Genomic DNA, 24,696 nt, shown 5'->3' on the forward strand with positions numbered 1-24,696 from the left:
CCCCGCCATCCCAAGGAATGCCCGCTGTTGCTGTTGCTTCGGCCGTTGCTGTGGCTTCTGCGGGTGCCGGGCGCCGCCCGGCCGAACTACAATCCCGCTCATGCTGAAATTCTCGAATACCTCCCGCCGGGGGAGCCGATGAGCGGCCGTGGCGGCAATGAAGGCCAGGTCCGCATCATCGGCGGGCGCTGGCGCAATACCCGCCTGCCGGTGCCGATCCTGCCGGGGCTCCGCCCCAGCAGCGACCGTGTGCGCGAAACCCTGTTCAACTGGCTGATGCCCAGGCTCGGTGGGGCCCGCGTGCTGGACCTGTTCGCCGGCAGTGGCGCACTGGGCCTGGAGGCGGTCTCGCGCGGTGCCGCACACGCCACCCTGGTCGAACGCGATGCGCAGCTGGGACGCAATCTGACCGCTGCCGTGGCCAGGCTGCAGGCCTCCGACCAGATCAGCGTCGTGCAGGCTGATGCCCTGCGCTGGCTGCAGGGCGCGCCGGCGCAGCAGGCCGATCTGGTCTTCATCGACCCGCCGTTCGCCGACGGCCTGTGGCAGGACGTGCTGGCCCAGCTGCCGCGGCATCTGGCCGCCGATGCCTGGCTGTACCTGGAATCGCCGGCCGGCCACGTGCCGGTGCTGCCACCGGACTGGCTGCTGCACCGCGAGGGTGGCACCCGCGAGGTGCGCTTTGCCCTGTACCGCCGCGCCACTGCTACACTTTGACCTCATCTGAACATCTGCATCCGCCCATGACCGTGGCCAACCGCCGCATTGCCGTCTACCCCGGCACGTTCGACCCCATCACCAACGGCCATATCGACCTGGTGAGCCGGGCCGCGCCGCTGTTCGAAAAGGTCGTGGTCGGCGTGGCGCAGAGCCCGTCCAAGGGCCCGGCGCTGCCGCTGGAGCAGCGCGTGCAGCTGGCGCGTGGCGCGCTGGCCCACCACAGCAACGTCGAGGTCATCGGCTTCGATACCCTGCTGGCGCATTTCGTACGTTCGGTCCAGGGCGGGGTGCTGCTGCGCGGCCTGCGCGCGGTGTCCGACTTCGAGTACGAGTTCCAGATGGCCAGCATGAACCGGCACCTGATCCCCGAGGTCGAGACCCTGTTCCTGACCCCGGCCGAGCAGCACAGCTTCATTTCGTCCTCGCTGGTCCGCGAGATCGCGCGCCTGGGCGGCGACGTGTCCGGCTTCGTGCCGGCCGCGGTGCTCGAAGCCCTGCGCAAGGTCCGCGAAGCGAAGTCGGCACAGTCGTAAGCCCCGCTGTACCCGCACCCCATTACGTACAACACCACGCACCATTCCGGGAGGAAACCCATGAACACCACCATGCGCGCGATGCTGATCGCTTCGTTGGCCCTGGCCTTCACCGCCTGCAAGAAGGAAGAGGCCGCTCCGGTCGACGAGGCCAAGCAGGCCCTGGTCGCTCCGTCCAAGGACGACGATGCAGGCTGGAAGAAGTACCTGCAGGAAGTGGCGATCCAGAACATGGGCAACATCACCAACAGCCCGTTCCTGTACTACCTCTCGCCGGAATCGGACCCGGACTTCCAGGCCAAGTACGAGCGCCAGACCGAGAGCGCGACCCAGGCCGTGGCCCGTGGCGTGCAGCCGGGCAACATGCTGGCCTTCGGTTCGTCGGCCTCGGGCAAGATGGCTGACATGATCCAGGCCGTGTTCAAGGACGTGTCGCCGGATTCGATGAAGGGCGTGCGCGTCGTCTTCATCGGCCAGTCGGCCGACAACGCCCGCGTACAGGCTGCGATCCAGCCGACCGGTGCCGAGTACATTTTCGTCGAAGCCAAGTAATACCGAGCCATGGCGGCCATGCTCCGGCATGGCCCGGGCGGCGTCCTGCAAGGGCGCCGCTGATGACCTGACCGGCCCGCGCGCCCGCGCTGGCCGGTCCTTTGTCCCAGGGCGCGGGCGAGGAGTATCGCCGTGTCGCTGAAAATCAACGAGCTCTGCGTCAACTGCGACGTATGCGAGCCGGCCTGCCCGAACCAGGCCATTGCGATGGGTGAAACCATCTACGTGATCGACCCTGCGCGCTGCACCGAATGCGTGGGTCATTTCGACGAGCCACAGTGCGTGGTCGTCTGCCCGGTCGAGTGCATCGACCCGGACCCGGAGATCGTGGAAACGGAAGACCAGCTGCTGGCCAAGCTGCGCCAGCTGCAGCACGATCACCCCGAACTCTACGCGGAGCCCCCATCCGAATGAAGACGCTGATCGTCCGCCCCCTGTTGCTGCTCGGCCTGCTGCTGAGCCCGATTGCCTGGGCCGACAGCCCGGCCCGTGCCGAGCGCCCCGATGGCGCGGCCATTGCCAGCGGCCATGCCCTGGCCACCCAGGCGGGCATCGACATCCTGGCGCAGGGCGGCAACGCCTTCGATGCCGCGGTGGCGGTATCGTCCACGCTGGCGGTGGTCGAGCCGATCAGTTCCGGCCTGGGCGGTGGTGGCTTCTTCCTGCTGCACGATGCGGCCACCGGCAAGGATGTGATGCTGGATGCGCGCGAGACCGCGCCGGCTGCAGCAACCCCGCAGGCGTTCCTCGACAAGCAGGGCAACCTCGACCGTGATCGTTCGGTCAACGGTGCCTGGTCGGCCGGTATTCCTGGTCTGCCCGCAGCGCTGGTCGAGCTGTCGGCCAAGCACGGCAAGCTGCCATTGGCGACCTCGCTGCAGCCGGCCATCCGCATCGCGCGCGAAGGCTTCCCGGTGTACGACCGCATGGCCAAGGGCTATGCCTCGCGCCGTGAAGTGATGGAGCGCTATCCCGGAACGCGCGAGGTCTACCTGCGCAACGGCAAGCCGATCGCCAGCGGTGACCTGTTCAAGCAGCCGGAGCTGGCACAGACGCTGGAGCGCCTGGCCGCAGGTGGCTTCGATGGCTTCTACAAGGGCCAGACCGGAACGCTGTTGCTGGCCGGCGTGAAGCAGGCCGGCGGCAAGTGGACCGCTGAAGAGCTGGCCGGTTACCGCGTGAAGCAGCGCGAGCCGATCGTGTTCAACTACAACGGCTGGAAGATCACCACCGCGCCGCCGCCGTCGTCCGGTGGCATCGCGCTGGCCAGCATGCTGCAGATCCTGGAAGGCTGGGATATCAAGAAGATGGACCCGGCGCACCGCACCCACCTGGTGGTGGAGTCGATGCGTCGCGCCTACCGCGACCGCACCTTCTTCCTCGGCGATCCGGACTTCGTGCAGATCCCGCAGAAGGTGCTGACCAGCAAGGACTATGCACAGGGCCTGCGGGCGACCATCCATCCGGAGAAGGCCACGCCCAGCGACCTGCTGTCGGGCAACCCGACGCCGCTGGAAGACGACGAGACCACGCACTTCTCGATCATCGACCGCGACGGCAACCGCGTCGGCGCCACCCAGACCGTCAACCTGCTGTACGGCTCGGGGCTGATTCCCAAGGGCACCGGCGTGCTGCTGAACAACGAGATGGACGACTTCGCGCTGAAGCCGGGCACGCCCAATGCGTTCGGCGTGATGGGCTATGAAGCCAATGCGCCGAAGCCGGGCAAGCGCATGCTCAGCTCGATGACGCCGACCTTCATGGAGAACGCCGACAAGGTAGTGGTGCTGGGCACCCCGGGTGGCAGCCGCATCATCACCATGGTGCTGCTGGGCATCCTCGGCTACGACGACGGCCTGGATGCGCAGCAGGTTGCCGCACTGCCGCGCTACCACCACCAGTGGCTGCCGGACCTGATCGAAGCCGAGGACGATGCGTTCGACGCGGCGACGGTGAAGCAGCTGCAGGCGATGGGCCACAAGATCGACCTGCCGGGCAATGTCGCCGCGGGTGGCCGAGGTTCCAGCCACGTGTGGGGCAACCTGCAGACCGTGGAATGGGACCGCAAGACGAACACGCTGTTCGGCGGCAGCGACCCGCGCAATCCGGTCGGCAGTGCCCAGGTGGTGCAGGCACACTGATCCGGTGGTGCCGGCTGCTGGCCGGCAATCCGGCTGATTATCGAAACCCCGCCTTTGCCGGCGGGGTTTTCTGTTTCCCTTCTAGCGATTATTTAACGAGCCGGCGCCGATAATCGACACATGAAACTCTGGTCTATTCGTGGAAACTCGCAGCGCCTTGATGGCGGCGCGATGTTCGGCAACGCGCCGCGCGCGTTGTGGGAAAAATGGGCGGCACCTGACGAGCTCAATCGCATCGAGCTGGCCTGCCGTGCGCTGCTTGCCAGCCCGCTGGAAGGCAAGACGGTGCTGTTTGAAACCGGCATCGGCGCATTCTTCGATCCGCGCATGCGCGAACGCTACGGTGTGCAGGAAAGCCAGCACGTGCTGATCGATTCGCTGCGTGAAGCCGGTTTCGAGCACGAGGATATCGACGTGGTGGTGCTCAGCCACCTGCATTTCGATCATGCCGGTGGCCTGCTGGCGGCATGGAGCGAAGGACGCGAGCCCGAGCTGCTGTTCCCCAACGCAACCTATGTGGTCGGCGCGCAGCATTGGCAGCGCGCCGTGCAGCCACACCCGCGCGATCGCGCCAGCTTCATTCCGGAACTGCCGGGCCTGCTGCAGGCCAGTGGCCGGCTGGAAGTGGTGGACGGGGAGTACTCGAAGGCGCTCGGCCGCAGCGTGCGCTTCAGTTACAGCGACGGGCATACACCGGGGCTGATGCTGGCCGAGATCGTCGGTCACGCGCATCCAGGCGAAAGTGCGCATGGTGGCGTGGTGTTCTGTGCCGACCTGATCCCGGGCCGCTCATGGGTACACGTGCCGATCACCATGGGCTACGACCGCAATGCCGAGCTGCTGATCGACGAGAAGCGGCAGTTCCTGGAAGACAAGCTGGCGCGCAACGTGCGGCTGTTCTTCACCCACGATCCGCAGGTGGCATTGGCGCAGCTTGGCAGGGATGACAAGGGGCGTTTCGTGACCCTGCACGAGCAGGGTGAGCTGAAGGCACGCGCCCTGGGGTAATGGCATGGCCGGGCAATGCCCGGCCTTTTACTGATGTCCGTGGATCCACGCCATGCGTGGATGGCGTTTTATCCGGATGCGACCATTACGACGCCTTCAGGCAGCTGCTCATGAAGGTCTTGCGCGCATCACCGGCCAGCTTTTTGGCGCCCGCGTCAGCGTTGCACTTGCGCATGCGTTCCTGCTGCGTATTGACCGGCTTGGCGTCGGCCGCGTGGCCGCTGAGGCAGGAGCTCTGTGCAGTCTTGTAGGCATCGCCCTTCAGCCCCTTGTTCTTGGCCGAACATTCGGCCATGCGCTGCTGCTGCGGAGTGGTGGCATTGGCAGCCAGGGGCAGGCCGACCAGCAGGACGGCGGCCAGCAGGAAAGAGGCTTTCATCGGGAGCTCCAAGGGTGGCGGGTGCGCGGAGCATTCGCTTCCCGGCGCCAAGAGCACGTGAAGAATCGCAACGCGGCCGCGATGGCCTGCGCTGTTGGGGTCAGCCCCCTTTCGCGGTGAAAGGACTCTGACCCCGGTTCGTCGGATCAGCCGACGCGGGTACCGAAGATGCGGTCACCGGCATCGCCCAGGCCCGGCAGGATGTAGCCCTTGTCGTTGAGCTGGGCATCAATGGCCGCGGTGTAGATCTCCACGTCCGGGTGCACGGCCTTGACCGCCTCGATGCCTTCCGGCGCGGCCACCAGGAAGATGCCCTTGATGCGGCGGGCACCGGCCCGCTTGAGCATGTCGATGGTGGCGATCAGGGTGCCGCCGGTGGCCAGCATCGGGTCCAGGATCAGCGCGTCGCGCTCTTCCAGGCGCCCGGTCAGGCGCTCGAAGTAGGGCACCGGCTGCAGGGTTTCCTCATCGCGCTGCAGCCCGACCACGCTGACACGGGCCGCCGGGATCAGCGACAGCACGCCGCTGAGCATGCCCAGGCCGGCGCGCAGGATCGGCACCACGGTGATCTTGGCGCCCGCAATGCGCTGCACGGTGACCGGGCCGGCCCAGCCGGGCAGGGTGTGCGGCTCGGTGTCCAGGTCGGCGGTGGCCTCGTAGGCCAGCAGCGTACCCAGCTCGTTGGCCAGTTCGCGGAAATCCTTGGTGCTGAGCGCAGCGTTGCGCATCAGGCCGATCTTGTGCTGCACCAGCGGGTGGCGCACTTCGACGATCTTCATGGTCGGGAAGGGGAAAAGGAGAGAGGGCGCCATTTTGCCGGATCGGCGGGCCGAACCCAAACCGGGCCGTGGCCCTGGTACGCGAAATGTGCAGATGCATGTCATTGCCATGCAACCTTGCGGACATACCGTGCAGACCCATTCTTAACAGGAATGGGGATTCCCAGTGCATATCAAGACTCCGTTGGCCGTTGCCATCACCCTGACCCTGGCGATGGGGGCCGCAGCCCCGCTGCAGGCGGCCGGGCAGCAGGCGGTAGCCGCCACCGGCGCCGTGGCGTCCGACGCGGTCGACCTGGACCGCATCGAAGTGCGCGCCCAGCTCGAATCACAGATCCGCGCGGTTGACCTCAAGCGCAGCAGCGACGCCATCGAAGATGCGGTGTCCTCCGATGCACTGGGCCAGTACCCGGACAAGAACGTCGCCGAGTCGCTGCAGCGCCTGCCGGGCATCAGCGTGACCCGCGACCAGGGCGAGGGGCGCTTCGTGGTCATCCGCGGTCTGGACGCCAACCTCAACAGCGTCAGCGTGGATGGCATCGCCATCGGTACGCCGGAGGATTCCAGCCGCGCCGCACCGCTGGACGTGATCCCGTCCGACTCCACCGAGCGCCTGCGCGTGGTCAAGTCGCCGACCCCGGACATGCCCGGTGATGCCATCGGCGGCGCCGTGCTGGTGGAATCGGCCTCGGCCTTCGACCGTGACGGTCGCAGCCTGCGTGGCAAGATCGAAGGCAGCCACCAGCAGTTGTCCGGTGAGACCAGCCCCAAGGCTGCCTTCAACTACAGCGAAGTGTTCAACGACACCTTCGGTGTGGCGCTGGGCGTGAACTACCAGAAGCGCAGGTTCGAGTCGGACAACACCGAAGTGGAGTATGACGGCAAGGACGATGCCGTCCCCGGCGATGTCACCGCGATCAACCTGCAGCACCGCAAGTACGAGATCGAGCGCAAGCGCATCGGTGCCAACCTCAACCTCGACTGGCGCCCGAATGAAGACAGCAAGTACTACCTGCGCACGCTGTACAGCCAGTTCGACGATGCGGAGACCCGCCAGCGCGTGATCTTCAACTTCGACGACGCGAAGATGGTCAAGACCGGCACCGACCAGTACCGCCTGGATGGAATGCCTAAAGATTCCATCGACAAGCGCATGCGCTACCGCACCAAGAAGGAGAACACCTTCGCGGCCAGTCTCGGTGGCGAGAACAAGCTGACCAACGCCGTGGTCGATTACCGGATCGGCTACACCCGCACCGAAGAACGCGTGAACGACGAGATGGAGGCGCGCTTCAAGCTCAACGGCAAGGCCTTCAACGGCACCCTGGACCAAAGCAGCCGCCTGCCCAGCTACAGTTTCGACAACCCGCAGTGGCTGGACAACAGCAACTACGCGTTCGACCGCTTCGTGCTCTCACCCAAGCAGGTGAACGACAAGGAGCACAGCGCGCAGGTCAACGTGCGCTTCGACGGCGACAGCAGCAGCATCAAGTTCGGCCTGCTGGGTCGCTGGCGCGACCGTGACGTGAATGTGGACGAGCGCGAACTGCGTGTCGGCCCGAAGGTGGCGCTGTCGAGCTGGGGCACCTCCTCGCCGGAGCACCGCCACGGCAACCTCGGTGACGGCATGGATTCGGCCGCGATGCGTGCCTTCTGGGCGGCCAATGGCGGCCAGTACAGCGCCCGTCCCCAGGATGCCGGTGGCAACGCGATGACATCGCTGGAAGAGGACTACGTGGCCAGCGAAGACATCTTCGCCAGCTATGCGATGGGCACCTGGGACGTGGGCGCGCTGCGCATCATCGGCGGTGTGCGCGTGGAAAACACCCAGTTCAAGGCGATCGGCAACCAGGTGGACGTGGCCGCCAACGGGCGCAGCTTCACCGTCACCCCGAGGGTGGCCAACAGCAGCTACACCAACGTGCTGCCGGGCCTGCACCTGCGCTACGACGCGGCCGATGACTGGGTGCTGCGCGCCTCGGCCAACAAGACCGTATCGCGTCCTTCCTTCGGCGATGTCTCGCCACGCGTGGGCTACAGCCGCGGCGACGAGGAAGTGCGCCTGGGTAATCCGGAACTGGATCCGTACGAGTCGAAGAACATCGACCTGTCGGTGGAGAGGTACATCGGCAGCACCGGTATCGTTTCACTTGGCCTGTTCCACAAGTCGATCGATGGCTACATCGTGCAAACGGTGCGGACCAATGATCCCGCTTATGGCGGCTTCGACGTGACCCAGCCGATCAATGGCCGCAAGGCCACCGTGCGTGGCGCGGAATTCAACTGGCAGCAGCAGCTGGCCTTCCTGCCGGACGGCCTGGATGGCCTGCTGGTCGGTGCCAGTGGCACCTGGCTGGATACCAAGTTCGACGCCGGCATCAAGGACCGTGCAGGCGAGGACTTCACCCTGCCGCGCGCCTCCAAGCATGTCTACAGCGCACACATCGGCTATGAAAAGTACGGTGTGAGTACACGCCTTGCGGCGGTATACCGCAGCGAGTACCTGGACAGCATCGGCAAGGGCCGGGCGTTCGACATCTACGTTGCGCCGAACACCCAGCTCGATTTCTCGCTGGACTACAAGTTCACCCCGCGCGTGAGCATGTACTTCGAGGCGCAGAACCTGCTGGACAAGCCGCTGGAGCTGTACCAGGGCACGCGCTCGCGCACCCTGCAGATGGAAGAGTACGGCCGCACCTATGCGCTGGGCCTGAAGGTGGCACTGTGATGGGGCGTGGCATCACCGTCCTGGCGGTCGCGCTGGCGGTAGCATTGGCTGCCGGCTGCACGCCGGCCACCGGCAATGACCCTGCCTCGGCCGCGACGACAGCGAAGGCCAACGGCGAACGGGCGGTGACCACCATCGCCGAGGCCTTCCTTTCGCCGATGACCCCGGCCGACAACATCGACTCGCCGGCGGCCTGGCGCGCGCCGGACGGCGCGCTGTGGCTGATCGCCACCGCCAAGGCCACCGACAAGCTGGTGGTCTACGACGGCAGCACCGGCCAGCACCTGCGTGACGTCGGCAGCAGCGGCTCCGCACCGGGGCAGTTCGACCGCCCAAACGGCATCGCGGTAATCGACGACCTGCTGTGGATCGTGGAGCGCGACAATCACCGCGTGCAGGTGCTGAGCCTGCCGGACTTCGCGCCGCTGGCGACGTTCGCTGCGGACGACCTGCGCAAGCCGTATGGGCTGTGGGTCGACCGCCGTGCCGATGGCTACAGCGTCTACGTCACCGATTCCTGGGACAACGGCGAGGATGCGCAGGGGCGTGACATCCTGCCGCCGCTGGCCGAGCTGGACAAGCGCGTGCGCCAGTACCACGTGACCCGCGACGGTGCGAAGGTCGAGGCGAAGCTGGTGGCCAGCATCGGTGACACCAGCGAAACCGGTGCGCTGCGCGTGGTCGAGTCGATCTGGGGCGACCCGGAGAATGATCGCCTGTTGATCGCCGAAGAGGATGAAAGCTACGCCAGCGAGTTCAAGGTCTACACCCTTGCTGGACGCTTCACCGGCACCACATTCGGTCGCGACGTGTTCAAGGCGCAGGCCGAAGGTGTGACCCTGCGTACCTGCGGCAAGGACGGCTGGTGGATCACCACCGAACAGGGCAAGCAGCGCAGCGTGTTCCATCTGTTCGACCGGCACACGCTGAAGCCGGTGGGCGCGTTCCAGGGGAATACCGTGGCCAACACCGACGGCATCTGGATGATGCAGCAACCCAGTGCGCGCTTCCCGCACGGCGCACTGTATGCAGTGCATGACGACCAGGGCGTGGTGGCGTTCGACTGGGAGAGCATCGCCAAGCAGTTGGCATTGCCGCTGGAGTGTGGCGCATGAGCCGGCAGTGCGTGATGCGCACGCTGGCGTTGGGCCTGCTGCTGGCACTGCCGTCGCTGTCGTTCGCAGCGGCCGAACCGAATACCCAGGTGCCGGCGGGCAGCCACCACTACGCAGCGACGTCGGTGCCGGATCGCATCGTCGCCTCGCCGGCGGTGGATCCCAGCCACGGTTTCGCCGTGGCCTGGCGTACTGACGGCAGCGTGCAGGCACCGCTGCTCGAGATCGCTCTCGCCGGGGATTCGCCGGCCATCGAGGGCATCCGCCAGGTGCGCGCAACGACCCGCGCGCTGCAGACCGAGAACGGGCTGTCGCATCATCATCGCGCGGACATCAGCGGCCTGCAGCCGGATACCCAGTACGTCTACCGTGTGCAGGGCAACGGCAGTTGGAGCGCCTGGAACCAGCTGCGCACGCTGGCTGCGGCCGACCAGCCGCTGACCCTGCTGTACTTCGGTGATACCCAGAACAAGAACGTCAGCCATGTCAGCCGTGTAGTGCGCGCCGCGCAGAAGGCCGCACCGCAGGCGCGCATGAGCCTGTTCGCCGGTGACCTGGTCAGCGGCGGCGACAACATGGATGACAGCGAATGGGGCGAGTGGTTTGCTGCCACCGGCTGGCTGGCGCAGGAAACGCTGGTGGCCCCGGCGATCGGCAACCACGAGTATTTCGAGGAATTCGAGGACACGCCGCAGGAGCGTCGCGTGCTGGGCCGGCACTGGCCGGTGACCTTCGCGCTGCCGGGCAATGGCGCCACCGCCGCGCAGCAGACCAGCTACTGGTTCGATGCGCAGGGTGTACGCGTGGCGGTGGTCGATGGCACCTCGGCACTCGACCTCGGCACCGCCAAGGCACAGGCGCAGTGGCTGGACAAGGTTCTGACCGGCAACCGGCAGCCGTGGACCATCGTGCTGCTGCACCAGCCGTTCTACTCACCCCGCGAAGGGCGCGAGAACGCTGCGCTGCGTGACGTGCTGTTGCCGGTGGTACGCCGCCACAACGTCGACCTGGTGCTGCAGGGCCACGATCACACCTATGGCCGTCGCGGTGAAGGGCAGGCCGCCACGCCGCAGTACGTGGTGACCGTGGCCGGGCCGAAGCAGTACCGCCTTTCCGACGAGGCACGGAAGACGATGGATCCGGTAGCCGAGGATACCCAGTTGTTCCAGGTGTTGAACATTGATCCGCAGCACCTGCGCTATGAAGCACGCACGGTGACCGGCCGTCTCTACGATGCCTTCGAACTGCGCCGTGACGCCAAGGGTGGCAAGCAGCGCACGGAGCTGACCGAAGGTCGCATCAGGCCACGCGACTGCCCGCGTGCACAGACCGCCAAGGGTCGTGCCGACCGCTGCTGGGAGTGAGAAGAGGCATATGACCACGCCCCGACGCATCCTTCCGCTCGCCGCCATCGGTGCCGCCCTGCTGTTGCTGGCCAGTGCGGTGACCGCTGCCGATACCGTACTGCATCCGTTCCTGGTGGCCCAGCCGAAGCAGGCCCCACAGGAGGTGAATCTGGCGGTGGAGATTCCGGCCGGCAGCTTCACCAAGTACGAGATCAAGGAAGACGGCCTGGTCCATGTGGACCGCTTCCAGTCGATGCCGGTCGCCTATCCGGCCAACTACGGCTCGATGCCGCGCACTCTGGCCGGCGACAACGATCCGCTGGACGCGCTGGTGCTGACCCGTGAACCGCTGCATCCGGGCGTGATCGTGCGCTTCCGGCCGATCGGCTATCTGAAGATGATCGATGGCGGCGAGCACGACGAGAAGATCATCGGCGTGCCCACCGACAAGGTTGACCCGACTTACGCCAGCATCCGCGACCTGGCGGATCTGCCGGAGGTCGAGCGCCAGCGCATCGAGGCGTTCTTCCGGGTCTACAAGGACCTGCCGGCCGGTCGCAACCCGGTGCAGCTCAACGGTTGGGGCAACGCCGCCGAGGCGCGGGTACTGATCAGCGAAGCGATGAAGCGCTTCGAAAAGTAGATCCACGCCATGCGTGGATTCAGTCCAGCAACGTCTCGATGAACGACTCGGCCTGCAGGCGGTCGCCCAGTACCCGGGCCACCGCCTGTACGGCTGCCTCCTGGTGTTCAGGACGGATACCGCCATCGTCATCGTCGTTGTAGAGGTCGTCGCCTGCATCGAGGTACACCGTGCCTGCAGCAGCCAGAGCCGCCATCAAGGTCGGCACATCGGTAGTGACCTCGCCGGCATCCAGCAGGCCCGCACCGTGGTGACTGAACAGCACACGGCCGTCATCCAGGTCGAGGATGAACGGATCGGCGCCGCGATCGGCAATCACCAGCCAGTTCGATGGCCAGTTGTCGATCGGCTCGCCGCTGATGCCATGCCAGCGATAACCGGCCTGGTGACTCCACACACGCCGCAGCGGCGGTATCCAGACATCGAGGCCCGGAATGGTGATGCCGGAGTTGCCCACCTTCGCATTGATCTCATGACCCAGCGGTCCCACCTGCGCGTAGAAGCACGCCAGCACCGGTGGTAACGGGAACGGTCCCTGCCAGTCACCTTCGTGCTGGGCCCGCAGCAGCCCGAAGCGGGCGAATGAGGCGTACAGATCATCCATGGCGGGGTCCAACGAGGAGCGGCCCAGCAGCCTAGCAGACGGCGTCTGCGTGCAGCGCCTTCACCGCCTCTGGCTATCATGTCCGCCTTCAACAACGAAGGCGGTGTCTGTGTCGGTAGCGTTGGTATGGTTCCGCCGTGATCTGCGGCTGCAGGACAATCCGGCCCTGCAGGCCGCGCTGGATGCCGGTCACGACGTGGTGCCGATCTACATCCATGCGCCCCACGAAGAGGGTGAGTGGGTGCCGGGTGCCGCCTCCGATGCGTGGCGCCACCGTTCACTGGCCGCGTTGGACGCCGACCTGCGCGTGCGCGGTTCGTCGCTGGTGCTGCGCAGTGGTGACAGCCTGCCGGCCCTGCAGTTGCTGATCGAGCAGACCGGCGCCGGGGCGGTGTACTGGAACCGCAAGTACGAACCGGCCACCCAGCCACGCGACGCCACCATCAAGCGCACGTTGCGCGAGCAGGGCATCGACGCACAGAGCTGCAATGGCAGCCTGCTGTTCGAGCCGTGGGATATCGCCACCCAGCAGGGCCAGCCCTACAAGGTATTCACGCCGTACTGGCGCAATGTACTCAGTCATTGGCGCCTGCCCGCGCTGCAGGCCGCACCGGAAGCATTGGCGACGCACGCGGTCGACAGCCTGGCATTGGATGATCTCCAGTTGGCACCGACGCTGGACTGGGATACCGGCTTCTGGGAGCACTGGCAGCCGGGTGAAGCCGGTGCGCTGGAAGCGCTGTCCGTGTTCGAGGACGGTGCGCTGCGCGGCTACCGCGAGCAGCGTGACCTGCCAGATCGCGTGGGCACCTCGCGGATGTCGCCGCACCTGCATTTCGGCGAGATCGCACCGTGGCGCATTGCCCATGCGCTGGAAGGCCTGCGCAGTGCCGGTACCGACGCCGACATCGACGGCTATCTGCGCCAGCTCGGCTGGCGTGACTTCGCCTACCACCTGTTGCATCACTTCCCGAAGACGCCGACCGACAACCTCAACCCGCGCTTTGACCGTTTCCCGTGGGCCACACCGAGTGCCGCGCAGCTGCACGACTGGCAGCGAGGCAACACCGGCGTGCCGATCGTCGATGCAGGCCTGCGCGAGCTGTGGCACACCGGTTACATGCACAACCGGGTGCGGATGATCGTGGCCAGCTATCTGTGCAAGCACCTGCGCGCGCACTGGCTGCATGGCGCGCGCTGGTTCTGGGACACCCTGGTCGATGCCGACCTGGCCAACAACACGATGGGCTGGCAGTGGGTGGCCGGGACCGGTGCCGATGCCGCGCCTTACTTCCGCGTGTTCAACCCGGTCACCCAGGCCGAGAAGTTCGACCCCCAGGCCCGCTACATCAGCCGCTGGGTGCCCGAACTGGGGACGCTGCCGGTGAAAGCGCGCTTCGCACCGTGGCAGCATCCGTTGCTGCTGGCGGCACATGCCCCGGGCTATCCGCGCACGCCGCTGGTGGACCTGGCGGTTGGCCGCGATGCCGCATTGGCGGCTTACCGCCAGTCGGGGGCGGGGTAAAGGGCGACCTGAGCGATCTGGTCAGTTAGCTGAACGCGGCCCTGTCGGTGTGCCCGATCATCATTCCGGCATCGCATCGGGCTGTTTATTCTCTTTGCGCCCGCAGGCCGCCGGCCGACCGGAAACCAAGGAGAACCTCATGATCCGCAACACCACCCGCAACGTCGCACTGGCCCTGATGAGTGCGGCCGTCCTGTCGGCCTGCGCCACCGGCGGCTCCTACGTACAGAGTGACCAGTACGGCAACCCGACCGAGCAGCAGAACCGCACCGGCCGCAACGCGCTGATCGGCACCGCCATCGGCGTAGCCGCCGGCCTGCTGACCGGTGACAGCGCCACGGAGCGTCGTCAGCATGCGCTGATCGGCGCCGGTATCGGCGCGCTCAGCGGCGCCGCGGTAGGCCAGTACCAGGATCGCCAGGAACGCGCACTGCGCGAGCGCACTGCCAACACCGGCATTGATGTGCAGCGCCAGGGCGACAACATCATGCTGAACCTGCCGGACGGCATCACCTTCGACTTCGGCAAGTCGACCCTGAAGCCGCAGTTCTACGGCTCGCTCAATGGCGTGGCAGGCACCCTGCGTGACTACAACCAGACCATGATCGAAGTGGTCGGCCATACCGACAGCATCGGCAGTGACGCGGTCAACAACCGCCTGTCGAAGGAACGTGCCGACTCGGTCGCGCAGTACCTGATCGGCCAGGGCGTGCAGAGCGTGCGCATCGAAACCCTGGGCGCCGGCAAGTCGTACCCGATTGCCGACAACAGCACCGATGCTGGCCGCGCCAAGAACCGCCGCGTCGAGATCCGCGTGATTCCCCTGAAGCAGTAACGCGTAGCGTTACGGTTCCGGCGTAGCCGGAACGAAAATGCCGCCCTTGCAGGCGGCATTTTCTGTAGGTGCCGAGCTTGCTCGGCACACCGATAGCGCTCCCGGTCGCGGCTTCTCCAAACGGCGCCGACCAAGGTCGGCATCTACCAAAAGCCACGCCGCCGGAACGAAAATGCCGCCCTAGCAGGCGGCATTTTTGTGGGTGCCGAGCGTTGCTCGGCACGCCGAGAGCGCTTCCGGTTGCGGCTTCTCCGAACGGCGCCGACCAAGGTCGGCATCTACCGGAACTCCAGCGTAGCCGGAACGAAAATGCCGCCCTTGCAGGCGGCATTTTCTGTAGGTGCCGAGCTTGCTCGGCACACCGATAGCGCTCCCGGTCGCGGTTTCTCCGAACGGCGCCGACCAAGGTCGGCATCTACCGAAAGCCACGTAGCCGGAACGAGGATGCCGCCCTTGCAGGCGGCATTTTCTGTAGGTGCCGAGCTTGCTCGGCACACCGATAGCGCTCCCGGTCGCGGTTTCTCCAAACGGCGCCGACCAAGGTCGGCATCTACCGAAAGCCACGTAGCCGGAACGAAAATGCCGCCCTTGCAGGCGGCATTTTCTGTAGGTGCCGAGCTTGCTCGGCACACCGATAGCGCCCGTAGAGTCGAGCTTGCTCGACTGAAGCGCAAGAGCAGTCGAGCAAGCTCGACTCTACGGAATGCCCGTAGATCCACGCCATGCGTGGATGCTTCCGGTCATGCGGCCGAAGCGGCCACCTTCTCCAGGATCCGCTTGCCGCTGCTTTCCAGCGCGGCGTCTTCCTTTTCCTTCTGCTGCTGCGCCAGCTTCGCGCCCGGGCACTGGGCGAGCATGTAATTGGCGTCGAAGTTGAGCTTCTCGACCAGGAAGTCGACGAATGCACGCACCTTCGGCGAGACCAGGCGGCCACCGGCGAACACGGCGTTGAAGTCCACCTCCGGCCCGGTCCAGCCAGCCAGCACACGGCGCACCATGCCCGACTCAACGAACGGCTTGGCCATCACATCGCCGGTCAACAGCAGGCCTTCGCCACACACCAGCGCACCATTGAGCGCGGACATGTCGTTGGCGGTCATCAGCGGGGTGACCGGGAAGTCACGCAGCTCGCCGCCGTTCTCGCCCAGCTGCCAGGTGAAGCGCGGCGAGTTGCCGGTGTGGTACGGCTTGCGCATCGCCAGGATGCGATGGAACTGCAGCTCTTCCGGGTGCAGCGGCTCACCATAGCGTTCGATGTAGGCCGGGCTGGCGAACACCTGCGTGCGCAGGCTGCCCAGCTTGCGTGCCACCAGGTTGGAATCGGGCAGGGCACCCACGCGCAGGGCCAGGTCCGCCTCACCTGCAATCAGGTCCAGCTTCTCGTTGCCCATGTGCATGTCCAAGCGGATCTCTGGATACTGCGCATGGAACTGGCCCAGCAGCGGTGCAATCCAGGTGATGCCGATCGAGTAAGGCACAGTGAAGCGCAGCCAGCCGCGCGGACCGGACTGCAGCTGGCTTACCGCGCTCTCGGCTTCTTCAAGCTCGCGTGCGATGCGCTGGCAGTGCTCGTGATAGATCGAGCCGGCCTCCGTCAGGCCAAGGCGGCGGGTGGTCCGGTGCAGCAGTCGCGCACCCAGGCGGGTTTCCAGCTCCTGCACTTTGCGGCTGACCGTGGTCTTGGGCAGGCCGAGCGATTTGGCAGCGGCAATGAAACTGCCTTGCTCGACCACTTTGACGAAGATCAGCGTCTCGTTGAGATCGTGGGACATGGTCTGGGATCCTGGACGTCGGGGATGGGACAATCGTGACAGAACGATTGGACCGGGAGCGGGATGATTATTCCCCTTAATCAGGACTAATCAAGTAAAGGTTTGAGGTCTATCGTGGCGCCATTCGTTATTTGGAGCCCGTCCGCCATGAGCCTGCGCAACATTCTTGCCCGTCTCCGGAACGCCGGCCAGAGCACCCTGGACCTGGCAATGACCGTTGAAGTCCGCCCGAGTTCCTTGGTACACAAGGACTTCCGTGAGTTTACCGCGCCGATGCGTCAGCAGCGTGGCGGTGCCATCCGCCTGGCCCCGCACAAGGGCGACCGGCTGCGTCGAATCGGGACTATCCCGGATTTGGGAGGAAATGTCCCGTGAATGGGATGCTGACGCCCGAAGTCCTGGTCCTCGGCGGCACAGGTGCCGTCGGCCAGGGCGTGGTTGGCGCACTGCTGGAAGCCGGCAGCCCGGTGCTGGTGGTCGGTCGCGACCCGGGCCGGCTGGCGGCGCTGCATGAGCAGTTCGCCGATGAGCCGGGCCTGGAGACGCTGCTGGGTTCGCTCAGCGATGACGGCTCGGCGCGCGCACTGGCCGAACGCATCGCGCATCGCCCGCGTCCGCTGGCGGCAGTGATCGCCGCAATGGGCGGCCCTTACCGTCGCGGCCGGGTGACTGACCGCAACGGCGATGAACTGCTGGGCGCGATGCAGGCCGATCTGATGCCGCACGTGCACGCGGTGCGTCATCTGCTGCCGCTGCTGCAGGACAACGTGCATGCGCGCCGCTACGTGATGATCGGCAGCCCGGCCAATGCCAAGCCATGGGCGGGCTACGGCGAAACCTCGATCACCACTGCGGCGCTGCGTATGTACGCGCAGGTGGTGCACCAGGAAGCCCAGGCATTGGGCGTGCGCGCGCAGATGCTGGAAGTCTGCAGCCCGGTGTGTACGCCGGCCAACGCGGCCAATGCCTGCATCGAGTGGCCCAGCTCACTGCTGGTCGGTCGTCGCGTGGTCTCCCTGCTCGACGGCTGCCGCGACAACCGCGCCATCGTCCGCTGCGACAGCAGTGATGCCGAACTGCCGCGCGGCCTGCTGCACCTGGACGTTCCTCCCCTGTGGCGCGATACCGCGGGCGTCGCTTGACCTCGACCATGGTTGAGGTCGCAGGATACGCCGCCTGTTTTTGCAACACGTTCTCATCTAGCTGTACCACCCCTCCGTACGGATGCATGCCATGACTTCCCCCAATTCCACCCCACATCGTTTCGGCCATCGCATCGCGATGGTCGGCGTGTCGATCCTCGCCGCAGCCGTGCTGGCGGCCTGCAGCGGCGGCCACGCCGAAGAAGCCGGTGCACCGCCGCCGCCGCAGGTCAGTGCTGCACCGGTGCTGGTCAAGCAGGTCAGCCAGTGGGACGAGTTCAGCGGCCGCGTCGAAGCGGTACAGAGCGTTGAACTGCGCCCGCGCGTGTCCGGCTACATCGACAAGGTCAACTACGTCGAAGGCCAGGAAGTGAAGAAGGGCGAAGTGCTCTTCACCATCGACGCGCGCAGCTACCAGGCCGAGTACGATCGCGCCGCTGCCGAACTGGCCCGCGCCCGCACCCAGGCCACGCTGGCCCGCAGTGAATCCGAGCGTGCCAAGCGCTTGTCCGAGCAGCAGGCCATTTCCACCGAGACGGCCGAGCAGCGTCGCGCTGCGGCTGACCAGTCCGGTGCCGCCGTACAGGCGGCCCAGGCTGCGCTGGATGCGGCCCGCCTCAACCTGGAGTTCACCAAGGTGCGTGCGCCGATCGACGGCCGTGCCGGCCGCGCGATGGTCACCGCCGGCAACCTGGTCACCGCCGGCGACAGCGCCAGCGTGCTGACCACGCTGGTCTCGCTGGACACCGTGTTCGTCTACTTCGATGCCGATGAAAGCACTTTCCTTCGCTATGCACAGATGGCGCGCAAGGGTGAACGCCCGAGCGAGCGTGACAGCGATCTGCCGGTGAAGGTCGGCCTGTCCGGCGAAGAGGGTTACCCGCATTCGGGCAAGGTCGACTTCCTCGACAACCAGGTGGCACGCAGCACCGGCACCATCCGCGTCCGCGCGCTGCTGGACAACGCCGATCGCCAGTTCACGCCGGGCCTGTTCGCCCGCGTGCAGTTGCTCGGCAGCGGCCAGTTCCAGGCCCTGCTGATCGACGAGAAGGCTGTTCTGACCGACCAGGATCGCAAGTACGTGTACGTGGTCGACAAGGATGGCAAGGCCCAGCGCCGTGACATCCAGCTCGGCCGCACCGCCGACGGCCTGCGTATTGTCGAGCACGGCCTGGCCGCCGGCGACAAGGTGATCATCGACGGCGTGCAGAAGGTCTTCATGCCGGGCATGCCGGTGCAGGCCAAGGCCGTGGCGATGCAGCCGCAGGCTGCGCCACCGGCACCGGGCCGCGATGCCACCGCCGCGCTGAACCACTGATCCGCCGTCTCCTGATCCGCGTCCCCGCTTAGCTGCCGGCGCCAGCAGCAGCCTTCCCTGCCTTCGTCATCTCGGCGAGGGGCGGGGAGGCTGTTGCTCGCCGAACGCCTTTCCCAGGAATTCCTCCATGGACTTTTCCCGTTTCTTCATCGACAGGCCGATCTTCGCGGCGGTGCTGTCGATCGTGATCTTCGCCGCAGGCCTGATCACGATTCCAATCCTGCCGATCAGCGAGTACCCGGAAGTGGTGCCGCCGTCGGTGGTCGTGCGCACGGTGTATCCGGGCGCCAACCCCAAGGTCATTGCCGAGACCGTCGCCACGCCGCTTGAAGAGGCGATCAACGGCGTTGAAGGCATGATGTACCTGAAGTCGGTCGCCGGCTCGGACGGTGTGCTGCAGATGACCGTCACCTTCCGCCCGGGCACCGACCCGGATGCGGCGGCGGTGAAGGTGCAGAACCGCGTGGCGCAGGCGCAGGCGCGCCTGCCCGAGGACGTGCGCCGGCAGGGCGTGACCACGCAGAAGCAGTCACCGACCTTCCTGATGGTGGTGCACCTGACCTCGCCGAACGGAAAGTACGACACCCTGTACCTGCGCAACTACGCCCGTCTGCACGTCAAGGATGCGCTGGCGCGTATTCCGGGCGTGGGTGACGCGCAGATCTTCGGTGGTGGTGACTACGCCATGCGCGCCTGGCTGGACCCGGACAAGGTCGCCTCGCGCGGCCTGACCGCCAGTGACGTAGTGCGCGCCATGCGTGAGCAGAACGTGCAGGTCTCGGCCGGCCAGCTCGGCGCCGAACCGCTGCCGAACAGCCAGTTCCTGACCCTGATCAATGCCCAGGGCCGCTTGAAGACTGAAAAGGAATTCGGCGACATCGTGCTCAAGAGCGGTGTTGATGGCGAGATCGTGCGCCTGGCCGATGTGGCCCGCCTGGAACTGGGTGCCGGTGACTACACCCTGCGTTCGCAGCTGGACGGCAAGAACGCGGTGGGTATCGGTATCTTCCAGTCGCCGGGTGCCAATGCACTGGAGATCCGTGACCAGGTCATCTCGACGATGGACGAGATGCAGAAGACCATGCCGGCCGACGTGAAGTACGAAGCCGTGTATGACACCACCATCTTCGTGCGCGACTCGATCAAGGCCGTGGTCTCCACGCTTCTGGAAGCGATCGCGCTGGTGGTGCTGGTGGTGATCCTGTTCCTGCAGACCTGGCGTGCGTCGATCATTCCGCTGATCGCGGTGCCGGTGTCGGTGGTCGGTACTTTCGCCGCGCTGTACCTGCTGGGCTTCTCGATCAACACGCTGAGCCTGTTCGGCCTGGTGCTGGCGATCGGCATCGTGGTCGATGACGCGATCGTGGTGGTGGAGAACGTCGAGCGCAACATCGAGGAAGGCCTATCGCCCACCGCCGCGGCCCACCAGGCCATGCGTGAGGTGTCCGGCCCGATCATCGCGATCGCGCTGGTGCTGTGTGCCGTGTTCGTGCCGATGGCATTCCTGTCGGGTGTCACTGGCCAGTTCTACAAGCAGTTCGCGGTCACCATCGCCATCTCCACGGTGATCTCGGCGATCAACTCGCTGACCCTGTCGCCGGCCCTGGCTGCGCGCCTGCTGAAGGCCCATGGTGCGCCGAAGGACGGCCCGAGCCGCTTGATCGACCGCCTGTTCGGCTGGGTGTTCCGTCCGTTCAACCGCTTCTTCAAGTCCAGTTCGGAGAAATACGAGCGTGGCGTGGCCCGCATCCTCGGCCGTCGTGGTGCGGTGTTCGTGGTCTACGCGATCCTGCTGGTCGGTACCGGTGTGATCTTCAAGCTGGTGCCGCCGGGCTTCATCCCGACCCAGGACAAGCTGTACCTGATTGCGGGTGTGAAGCTGCCGGAAGGTTCGTCGATCGCGCGTACCGATGAAATGCTGCGCAAGGTCGCCAAGATCGCCCAGGAAACCGATGGCGTGGCCCACACCATCTCGTTCCCGGGTTTGAACGCGCTGCAGTTCACCAACACGCCGAACACCGGTGTGGCGTTCATTCCGCTCAAGCCGTTCGCCGAGCGCCATGGCCGTACCGCCGCGCAGATCAACGCCGAGATCAACCAGAAGATCGCCGGCCTGCAGGAAGGCTTCGCCTTCTCGATGATGCCGCCGCCGATCCTCGGCCTGGGCAACGGCAACGGCTACCAGATGTTCATCGAGGACCGTGGCAACCTGGGTTACGGCGCGCTGCAGAATGCCGTACAGGCGATGCAGGGCACCGTTGCGCAGACGCCGGGCATGGCCTTCCCGATTTCCAGCTACCAGGCCAATGTGCCGCAGCTGGATGCCGAGGTCGACCGCGTCAAGGCCAAGGCACAGGGCGTGCAGCTCACCGAACTGTTCGACACCCTGCAGACCTACCTCGGTTCGGCCTACGTCAACGACTTCAACCAGTTCGGCCGTACCTGGCAGGTCATCGCGCAGGCGGACGGTCCGTACCGCGAAACGGTCGAGGACATCGGCAAGCTGCGTACCCGCAATGACCGCGGCGAGATGGTGCCGATCGGTTCGATGGTCACCATCAAGCAGACCTTCGGCCCGGACCCGGTGCTGCGCTTCAATGGCTATCCGGCAGCGGATCTGGCCGGTGAAGCCGACCCGCGCCTGCTGTCTTCGGCCGAGGCGATGAACAAGCTGACCGAGATCGCCGGCAAGGTGCTGCCGGTGGGCATGACCACCGAATGGACCGACCTGAGCTACCAGCAGGCAACCCAGGGCAAGGCCGCCTTCATCGTGTTCCCGGTGGCGATCATGCTGGCCTTCCTGGTGCTGGCCGCACTGTACGAGAGCTGGTCGCTGCCGCTGGCGGTGATCCTGATCGTGCCGATGACCCTGCTGTCCGCGCTGTTCGGCGTATGGCTGACCGGTGGTGACAACAACGTGTTCGTGCAGGTCGGCCTGGTGGTGCTGATGGGCCTGGCGTGCAAGAACGCGATCCTGATCGTCGAATTTGCCAGAGAGCTGGAGATGGGCGGCAAGGGTATCGTTGAAGCTGCGCTGGAAGCCTGCCGCCTGCGCCTGCGCCCGATCGTGATGACCTCCATCGCGTTCATCGCCGGCACCGTACCGCTGGTGCTGTCGCACGGTGCAGGTGCCGAGGTGCGCTCGGTGACCGGTATCACCGTGTTCGCCGGCATGCTGGGCGTGACCCTGTTCGGCCTGTTCCTCACCCCGGTGTTCTACGTGGCCCTGCGCAAGTTCGTCACCCGCAACGGTGGTGGCCAGCTGGTGCAGCACGGCGAGCCGACCATCCACCACTGACATGGAACCCCGTCGCCGCCGGTCACTGGCCGGCGGCGGCTTCCCCCCCACGAGGCAAGAATCCATGAACTCTCATCAGAACAAGATCGCGCTGGTCACCGGCGCCACCCGCGGCATCGGCGCCGAGACCGTGCGCCAGCTGGCCCAGGCCGGCGTGCATACGCTGCTGGCCGGCCGCAAGCGCGAGACCGCCGTAGAGCAGGCGCTGAAGCTGCAGGCCGAGGGCCTGCCGGTGGAAGCCATCCAGCTGGACGTGACCGATGCCGCCAGCATCGCCGAAGCGGTCGAGCAGGTACGCCAGCGCCATGGGCGCCTGGACATCCTGGTCAACAACGCCGGCATCATGATCGAGAACCCGGCGCAGGCGCCGTCCGAACAGTCGCTGGATACCTGGAAGCGCACTTTCGACACCAACGTGTACGCACTGGTTGCGGTGACCCAGGCCTTCCTGCCACTGGTCAGGCAGGCCAAGTCCGGGCGGATCGTCAACGTTTCGAGCATGCTCGGCTCGCAGACCCTGCATGCTGATCCGACCTCGGGCATCTACGATTTCAAGATCCCCGCGTACAACGCCTCCAAGGCAGCGGTGAACAGCTGGACGCTGGCGCTGGCGCATGAACTGCGCAGCACCCAGATCAAGGTCAATACCGTGCATCCGGGTTATGTGAAAACCGATATGAACGGCGGCCACGGCGAGATTGAGATCAGCGAAGGCGCGCGCTCCAGCGTGCAGATGGCACTGATCGGCCATGAAGGTCCGAACGGCAGCTTCACCTACCTGGGCGAGGTGCTGCCATGGTGATCCGCACGTTGGCGATGGCCGTCTCCAGCCTGGTGCTGGCAGGCTGTGTCAGCGTCGGCCCGAACTACAAGGCGCCGGTGCAGGATCCGGTGGTGCTGCAGGGTGCGCAGCAGCCGGTGTTCAGCACCACCTCGCCGGTGGCCAGCTGGTGGGCGCAGTTCGATGATCCGGTGCTGGAAGAGCTGGTGCACGGCGCACTGTCGGACAACCTGGACCTGCGCGTGGCCGTGGCCCGCGTCAGCCAGGCCCGCGCGGTGTTCGTCGAAAGCCGCTTCGACCAGGCGCCGCATGTCACCGCAGGCGGCAGTTACGATCGCCGCAAGCAACCCGATCCGCAGCTGGGTGGGCAGCGGGTGTTCAGTGAAAGCTACCAGCTCGGCTTCGATGCGGGCTGGGAGCTGGATCTGTTCGGCCGCAAGCGCCGTGCTGCAGAAGCCGCCCGTGCCGACCTCGATGCCGAGCAGGCCAACCTGGCCGACGCACAGGTACTGATCGCTGCCGAAGTGGCACGCAACTACTTCGAGCTGCGCGGCACGCAGAAGCGCATCGCCGTGGCCCAGCACACCCTGGTCAATCTGCGCGAGACGCAGAAGCTGACCGAGGCACGCTGGGAGCTGGGCGCCGGCAGCGAGCTGGACGTGCAGAGCAGTCGTGCCCGGCTGAAGGCGATCGAGGCCGACATTCCGCTGCTGGAAGTGGCCGAAACGCAGTCGCGCAACCGCCTGGCGGTTCTGCTGGGCCAGCGTCCGGAAACGCTGACCGCCATGCTTGCGCCGCACGAAGTGCCGGCATTCGCCAAGGCGCTGCCGCTGGGCGATACCCGCGAGCTGCTGCGCCAACGCGCCGACGTGCGCGTGGCCGAGCGTCGTCTTGCCGCCGCTACCGCGCGGGTGGGCGTGGCCACGGCGGATCTGTTCCCGCGGCTGTCGCTGTCCGGATTCGTCGGCTTCCTCGGTGGCGATGCCAGTGGCCTGGTCAATGGCAACAACAAGGCCTGGTCGCTGACGCCGTCGCTGAGCTGGGCGGCCTTCGATTTCGGCACCGTGCGTGCACGCCTGCGTGCCAGCAAGGCCGAGGCCGAAGGCGTGGCAGCACAGTACGAGCAGACGGTGCTGCTGGCACTGGAAGACACCGAGAACGCGCTGACCCGCTATTCCAAGCAGCAGGCGCGGCTGGCGATCGTGGTCGAGCAGGCGCAGGCGGCACGCCGTGCCGAGTCGCTGGCGCAGATCCGCTATCGCGAGGGTTCGGAGGACTTCCTGACCCTGCTCGATGCACAGCGCACCCAGCTGTCCGCTGATGATGCGTTGGCCGCGGCCGAAGCCGAGGTCAACGTCAGCGTGGTGGGGGTGTACAAGGCGCTCGGTGGTTGGGGTCAATCACCGCAGCCGGCGAGTGTGGCGCAGGTGCAGTAACCGCAGGGGACGGAAGCAGTGGCTTCCGTCCCTTTCTTCTT

Annotated in this window: 22 protein-coding genes; 18 read left to right on the top strand and 4 right to left on the bottom strand. The window is 66.1% G+C overall.

All coding sequences use genetic code 11. The annotated features are described in order from the left end of the window. Positions 1-138 precede the first annotated feature (138 nt). The 6 genes from rsmD to ACZLIB_RS08765 all read left to right on the top strand — a co-directional run bounded on the left by rsmD (position 139) and on the right by ACZLIB_RS08765 (position 4,954). Positions 139-717: a 16S rRNA (guanine(966)-N(2))-methyltransferase RsmD gene (rsmD, locus tag ACZLIB_RS08740; RefSeq protein ID WP_049400409.1), complete on the top strand. Its 579-nt coding sequence runs from the start codon at positions 139-141 to the stop codon at positions 715-717. 26 nt (positions 718-743) lie between these two features. Beyond that, entirely contained in the window at positions 744-1,253 is a 510-nt protein-coding gene (coaD, locus tag ACZLIB_RS08745) for a pantetheine-phosphate adenylyltransferase (protein WP_032130277.1), read from the top strand. Positions 1,254-1,313: 60 nt separating this feature from the next. After that, complete coding sequence (locus tag ACZLIB_RS08750) at positions 1,314-1,805, top strand: hypothetical protein (protein WP_004153167.1); 492 nt, start codon at positions 1,314-1,316, stop codon at positions 1,803-1,805. A 132-nt stretch (positions 1,806-1,937) separates the two neighbouring features. Beyond that, positions 1,938-2,219 carry a YfhL family 4Fe-4S dicluster ferredoxin gene (locus ACZLIB_RS08755; RefSeq protein WP_004153175.1) on the top strand — a complete coding sequence of 94 codons (282 nt, stop codon included), beginning with the start codon at positions 1,938-1,940 and terminating at the stop codon, positions 2,217-2,219. Continuing rightward, complete coding sequence (ggt, locus tag ACZLIB_RS08760; protein ID WP_478469612.1) at positions 2,216-3,946, top strand: gamma-glutamyltransferase; 1,731 nt, start codon at positions 2,216-2,218, stop codon at positions 3,944-3,946. The genes ACZLIB_RS08755 and ggt overlap by 4 nt, the downstream gene beginning before the upstream one ends. Positions 3,947-4,066: 120 nt before the next feature. After that, complete coding sequence (locus ACZLIB_RS08765; RefSeq protein WP_049400411.1) at positions 4,067-4,954, top strand: MBL fold metallo-hydrolase; 888 nt, start codon at positions 4,067-4,069, stop codon at positions 4,952-4,954. A gap of 85 nt (positions 4,955-5,039) precedes the next feature. Here the strand turns inward: ACZLIB_RS08765 and ACZLIB_RS08770 are convergent, their stop codons facing one another. Both ACZLIB_RS08770 and upp read right to left on the bottom strand, forming a co-directional pair. Beyond that, positions 5,040-5,333, bottom strand: coding sequence for a PsiF family protein (locus tag ACZLIB_RS08770; protein WP_032130275.1), 294 nt, complete (start codon positions 5,331-5,333; stop codon positions 5,040-5,042). Between the two features lie 146 nt (positions 5,334-5,479). After that, entirely contained in the window at positions 5,480-6,112 is a 633-nt protein-coding gene (gene upp, locus ACZLIB_RS08775) for a uracil phosphoribosyltransferase (protein WP_005409099.1), read from the bottom strand. Between the two features lie 214 nt (positions 6,113-6,326). Here upp and ACZLIB_RS08780 point away from each other — a divergent pair, with 214 nt between their 5' ends. Genes ACZLIB_RS08780 through ACZLIB_RS08795 form a run of 4 tightly spaced genes read left to right on the top strand, consistent with a single transcriptional unit; the run spans position 6,327 to position 11,944 of the window. Then, entirely contained in the window at positions 6,327-8,840 is a 2,514-nt protein-coding gene (locus tag ACZLIB_RS08780) for a TonB-dependent receptor (RefSeq protein ID WP_478469916.1), read from the top strand. Next, positions 8,840-9,955 (top strand): NHL repeat-containing protein, encoded by a 1,116-nt coding sequence (locus ACZLIB_RS08785; protein ID WP_164081129.1) that lies wholly within the window; start codon positions 8,840-8,842, stop codon positions 9,953-9,955. The genes ACZLIB_RS08780 and ACZLIB_RS08785 overlap by 1 nt, the downstream gene beginning before the upstream one ends. 14 nt (positions 9,956-9,969) lie before the next feature. Beyond that, positions 9,970-11,319: a purple acid phosphatase family protein gene (locus ACZLIB_RS08790; RefSeq protein ID WP_478469917.1), complete on the top strand. Its 1,350-nt coding sequence runs from the start codon at positions 9,970-9,972 to the stop codon at positions 11,317-11,319. 10 nt (positions 11,320-11,329) lie between these two features. Then, complete coding sequence (locus tag ACZLIB_RS08795; protein ID WP_121503710.1) at positions 11,330-11,944, top strand: inorganic diphosphatase; 615 nt, start codon at positions 11,330-11,332, stop codon at positions 11,942-11,944. Between the two features lie 19 nt (positions 11,945-11,963). Here ACZLIB_RS08795 and ACZLIB_RS08800 read toward each other — a convergent pair whose 3' ends face one another. Continuing rightward, positions 11,964-12,548: an SMI1/KNR4 family protein gene (locus tag ACZLIB_RS08800; protein WP_478469613.1), complete on the bottom strand. Its 585-nt coding sequence runs from the start codon at positions 12,546-12,548 to the stop codon at positions 11,964-11,966. A 109-nt stretch (positions 12,549-12,657) separates the two neighbouring features. Here ACZLIB_RS08800 and ACZLIB_RS08805 point away from each other — a divergent pair, with 109 nt between their 5' ends. Both ACZLIB_RS08805 and ACZLIB_RS08810 read left to right on the top strand, forming a co-directional pair. After that, a complete protein-coding gene (locus ACZLIB_RS08805; protein WP_164081131.1) occupies positions 12,658-14,073 on the top strand; it encodes a cryptochrome/photolyase family protein in 1,416 nt (471 codons plus the stop codon). Between the two features lie 139 nt (positions 14,074-14,212). Beyond that, a complete protein-coding gene (locus tag ACZLIB_RS08810) occupies positions 14,213-14,908 on the top strand; it encodes a YiaD family glycine zipper/OmpA-like lipoprotein (protein ID WP_010484399.1) in 696 nt (231 codons plus the stop codon). Between the two features lie 740 nt (positions 14,909-15,648). Here ACZLIB_RS08810 and ACZLIB_RS08815 read toward each other — a convergent pair. Continuing rightward, a complete protein-coding gene (locus ACZLIB_RS08815; RefSeq protein WP_005409107.1) occupies positions 15,649-16,680 on the bottom strand; it encodes a LysR family transcriptional regulator in 1,032 nt (343 codons plus the stop codon). A gap of 147 nt (positions 16,681-16,827) precedes the next feature. Here ACZLIB_RS08815 and ACZLIB_RS08820 point away from each other — a divergent pair, with 147 nt between their 5' ends. From ACZLIB_RS08820 to ACZLIB_RS08845, 6 genes are all read left to right on the top strand, one after another. Further along, on the top strand, positions 16,828-17,055 hold the full coding sequence (locus ACZLIB_RS08820) for a hypothetical protein (RefSeq protein ID WP_032128321.1): 228 nt from the start codon (positions 16,828-16,830) through the stop codon (positions 17,053-17,055). Further along, positions 17,052-17,822: an SDR family NAD(P)-dependent oxidoreductase gene (locus ACZLIB_RS08825; RefSeq protein WP_049400332.1), complete on the top strand. Its 771-nt coding sequence runs from the start codon at positions 17,052-17,054 to the stop codon at positions 17,820-17,822. The genes ACZLIB_RS08820 and ACZLIB_RS08825 overlap by 4 nt, the downstream gene beginning before the upstream one ends. Before the next feature lie 91 nt (positions 17,823-17,913). After that, positions 17,914-19,140, top strand: a complete 1,227-nt coding sequence (locus ACZLIB_RS08830; RefSeq protein WP_032128263.1) for an efflux RND transporter periplasmic adaptor subunit — start codon at positions 17,914-17,916, stop codon at positions 19,138-19,140. Positions 19,141-19,267: 127 nt separating this feature from the next. Beyond that, a complete protein-coding gene (locus ACZLIB_RS08835; protein WP_032128264.1) occupies positions 19,268-22,438 on the top strand; it encodes an efflux RND transporter permease subunit in 3,171 nt (1,056 codons plus the stop codon). 64 nt (positions 22,439-22,502) lie between these two features. Then, the gene (locus ACZLIB_RS08840; RefSeq protein WP_012510730.1) at positions 22,503-23,240 is read left to right on the top strand and encodes an SDR family oxidoreductase; all 738 of its coding nucleotides are present in this window, start codon (positions 22,503-22,505) and stop codon (positions 23,238-23,240) included. Then, on the top strand, positions 23,234-24,655 hold the full coding sequence (locus ACZLIB_RS08845; RefSeq protein ID WP_201118764.1) for an efflux transporter outer membrane subunit: 1,422 nt from the start codon (positions 23,234-23,236) through the stop codon (positions 24,653-24,655). The genes ACZLIB_RS08840 and ACZLIB_RS08845 overlap by 7 nt, the downstream gene beginning before the upstream one ends. Positions 24,656-24,696 lie beyond the last annotated feature (41 nt).

This window comes from Stenotrophomonas sp. 220_Sma (assembly GCF_056487375.1).

Bases quoted from the DNA above. Each gene is read 5' to 3' on its own strand.
- ACZLIB_RS08845 (WP_201118764.1), top strand. From the start codon at position 23,234: ATGGTGATCCGCACGTTGGCGATGGCCGTCTCCAGCCTGGTGCTGGCA.
- ACZLIB_RS08800 (WP_478469613.1), bottom strand. From the start codon at position 12,548: ATGGATGATCTGTACGCCTCATTCGCCCGCTTCGGGCTGCTGCGGGCC.
- ACZLIB_RS08780 (WP_478469916.1), top strand. From the start codon at position 6,327: ATGGGGGCCGCAGCCCCGCTGCAGGCGGCCGGGCAGCAGGCGGTAGCC.
- ACZLIB_RS08790 (WP_478469917.1), top strand. From the start codon at position 9,970: ATGCGCACGCTGGCGTTGGGCCTGCTGCTGGCACTGCCGTCGCTGTCG.
- ACZLIB_RS08820 (WP_032128321.1), top strand. From the start codon at position 16,828: ATGAGCCTGCGCAACATTCTTGCCCGTCTCCGGAACGCCGGCCAGAGC.
- rsmD (WP_049400409.1), top strand. From the start codon at position 139: ATGAGCGGCCGTGGCGGCAATGAAGGCCAGGTCCGCATCATCGGCGGG.
- upp (WP_005409099.1), bottom strand. From the start codon at position 6,112: ATGAAGATCGTCGAAGTGCGCCACCCGCTGGTGCAGCACAAGATCGGC.
- ACZLIB_RS08795 (WP_121503710.1), top strand. From the start codon at position 11,330: ATGACCACGCCCCGACGCATCCTTCCGCTCGCCGCCATCGGTGCCGCC.
- ACZLIB_RS08765 (WP_049400411.1), top strand. From the start codon at position 4,067: ATGAAACTCTGGTCTATTCGTGGAAACTCGCAGCGCCTTGATGGCGGC.
- ACZLIB_RS08770 (WP_032130275.1), bottom strand. From the start codon at position 5,333: ATGAAAGCCTCTTTCCTGCTGGCCGCCGTCCTGCTGGTCGGCCTGCCC.
- ACZLIB_RS08810 (WP_010484399.1), top strand. From the start codon at position 14,213: ATGATCCGCAACACCACCCGCAACGTCGCACTGGCCCTGATGAGTGCG.
- ggt (WP_478469612.1), top strand. From the start codon at position 2,216: ATGAAGACGCTGATCGTCCGCCCCCTGTTGCTGCTCGGCCTGCTGCTG.
- ACZLIB_RS08815 (WP_005409107.1), bottom strand. From the start codon at position 16,680: ATGTCCCACGATCTCAACGAGACGCTGATCTTCGTCAAAGTGGTCGAG.
- ACZLIB_RS08750 (WP_004153167.1), top strand. From the start codon at position 1,314: ATGAACACCACCATGCGCGCGATGCTGATCGCTTCGTTGGCCCTGGCC.
- ACZLIB_RS08835 (WP_032128264.1), top strand. From the start codon at position 19,268: ATGGACTTTTCCCGTTTCTTCATCGACAGGCCGATCTTCGCGGCGGTG.
- coaD (WP_032130277.1), top strand. From the start codon at position 744: ATGACCGTGGCCAACCGCCGCATTGCCGTCTACCCCGGCACGTTCGAC.
- ACZLIB_RS08840 (WP_012510730.1), top strand. From the start codon at position 22,503: ATGAACTCTCATCAGAACAAGATCGCGCTGGTCACCGGCGCCACCCGC.
- ACZLIB_RS08830 (WP_032128263.1), top strand. From the start codon at position 17,914: ATGACTTCCCCCAATTCCACCCCACATCGTTTCGGCCATCGCATCGCG.
- ACZLIB_RS08785 (WP_164081129.1), top strand. From the start codon at position 8,840: ATGGGGCGTGGCATCACCGTCCTGGCGGTCGCGCTGGCGGTAGCATTG.